This window comes from Rhizobium sp. RHZ01 (assembly GCF_014851595.1).
Taxonomy (GTDB): Bacteria; Pseudomonadota; Alphaproteobacteria; order Rhizobiales; family Rhizobiaceae; genus Rhizobium; species Rhizobium altiplani.
The window spans coordinates 1-2,040 of the sequence record NZ_JACUZZ010000073.1 but is presented as its reverse complement, the minus strand read 5'-3'; the positions used below and the strand labels follow the sequence as shown (position 1 = coordinate 2,040).

The window sequence follows — 2,040 nt, the reverse complement described above, 5'->3', positions numbered from 1 at the left end:
GGGGCTTGCCTCAGTGCAAGTGGACATGGTGAGTGTCGCATTTCTAAATGGCTGAAGACCCGCCCAAGGTGACATTTCTACTTTGCAAACCGGCGGACATTTCAACCTTGCCGCCACAAATGATGTAAGAGCTATTTAGTAATGCGACAGTTGGGCCAGTTAGAGATGCGACAGTCTCGCCTTTCGACGCACTGGTCAAATCCAACGTTGGGAGCAAGGATGACGATCTTCAGCCTGGTCGAGACCATGAACGGTCGGAGTCGTGATGTCTTGTTTGATCACCATGTCGCAGAAAGAGTTGCATCGTCTTGAACTTATCCAGAAGATCCGTGACCAACGCCTAAGCGTTGTCCAGGCTGCCGAACGGCTCGACCTCAGTCGAAGTCAGGTCCATCGGCTGCTGCGGGCCTATGACCGGGATGGTCCGGCTGGCCTTGTTTCAAAGAAGCGATCACGACCAAGCAACCGGCGCCATAGCGAAGAGTTTCGCAATGCGGTGCTGGATCTGATCCGCGAGCGCTATCTGGATTTCGGTCCGACGCTGGCACGCGAGAAGCTGCTCGAGTTGCACCAGATCTCGGTCGCCAAGGAGACGCTGCGGCAATGGATGACCGAGGCTGGTATCTGGATTTCGCGTCGTGAACGCAAGAAACGGGTTTTCCAGCCACGTGGTCGGCGCGACTGCTTTGGCGAACTGGTGCAGATCGACGGATCGCATCACTGGTGGTTCGAGAACCGCGGCCCCAAATGCGCCCTGCTCGTCTATATCGATGACGCCACCGGCAAGCTATTGCACCTGCGTTTCGCCGGATCGGAGAATACGTTCGACTATCTGCATGCGACAAAGGATTATCTGCAGCAGTGGGGCAAGCCGTTGGCTTTCTACAGCGACAAACATGGTGTCTTTCGATCGACGCATCCGTCGAAGAAGGACAGGACAAGCGGTCTGACGCAGTTCGGCCGGGCGCTTTATGAGCTCAACATCGATATCAGCTGCGCCAACACCCCTCAGGCCAAGGGTCGGGTGGAACGTGCCAACCAGACATTGCAGGATCGGCTTGTGAAGGAATTACGGCTTCGCGGCATTGATACGATCGAAGCTGCCAATTCCTATGCGGCTGAGTTCATTGCGGATTTCAACACTCGCTTTGGCAAGCAACCACGCAATCCAAAGGACATGCACCGACCGCTGGCCAACCACGAGAACCTCGATGCTGCCATGTGCCGGAAGGAAGTCCGCACGCTGTCGCAATCTCTGACGCTACGCTACGACAAGGTGTTGTTCATTCTCGATCCGACCGAGATTTCCAGGCCACTGGCTGGCCAGAAAGTGATCGTCTGCGACTACCCGGACGGACGGCTCGAGATCATGCACGAGAGCTTTTCCCTGCCCTACAGGACCTTCGATACGTTGCGCTCGGTGCATCGTGCGGAGGTCGTCGACAACAAGCGGCTGGACGACATGCTGTCGATCGTCGCCGAGTTGCAAGCCGGCCGAGAACAGCAACGCAGCAAGAGTGGTCCCCGACGCACCGGGCAGAAGGATCATATGTTTGGCATTCGGGACGGTAGCACAGCCAACGGCTATCAGAAGCGGGGACGCAAGCCGAGGACAGATTACATGAACGATCCGGCGGTGATTGCACGGCGAGAGAAAGCGTTATTGAGGCAACCAGCGGCGGAATAAAGATCGTCAGTGCACGCCGATGTCGCTTTGCGTATCCGATTCCAGCTGCAGGCATGCGGACCAAAGCGGTGTCTTGTGGAAGGATCCGTCCTGGAAGAGTGTGAGGCCCTCTCTTGCTTCATAGAGCAAGCCGAGCCAGCACAAGCGCTGTAAGACGCCGTATTTTAGATTGGATTTCAGCTTCCAGGCTTCCAGGGTCATTTCGGTTTCCGAAAGAGGCGCCAGATCTGGATAGAGGATTTTCACAACCTCCATTGGCGTGCAACCTTCTCTGGCCTTGATATTGAGAAGATTGAGGAACATGCGCCACCAGCGTAACCGCGCTCGGACCTCCTCTTCCCGCTCGGTGGCGT

At 56.3% G+C, this 2,040-nt stretch carries 1 protein-coding gene and 1 pseudogene; one reads left to right on the top strand and one right to left on the bottom strand.

What is annotated here, in order from left to right; genetic code table 11:
- Positions 1–265 precede the first annotated feature (265 nt).
- On the top strand, positions 266–1,687 hold the full coding sequence (locus tag IB248_RS30820) for an ISNCY family transposase (protein ID WP_192242235.1): 1,422 nt from the start codon (positions 266–268) through the stop codon (positions 1,685–1,687).
- A gap of 6 nt (positions 1,688–1,693) precedes the next feature.
- On the opposite strand, the pseudogene IB248_RS30815 reads toward IB248_RS30820, so the two are convergent.
- Positions 1,694–2,040, bottom strand: a pseudogene (locus IB248_RS30815) (hypothetical protein); the annotation flags it as partial.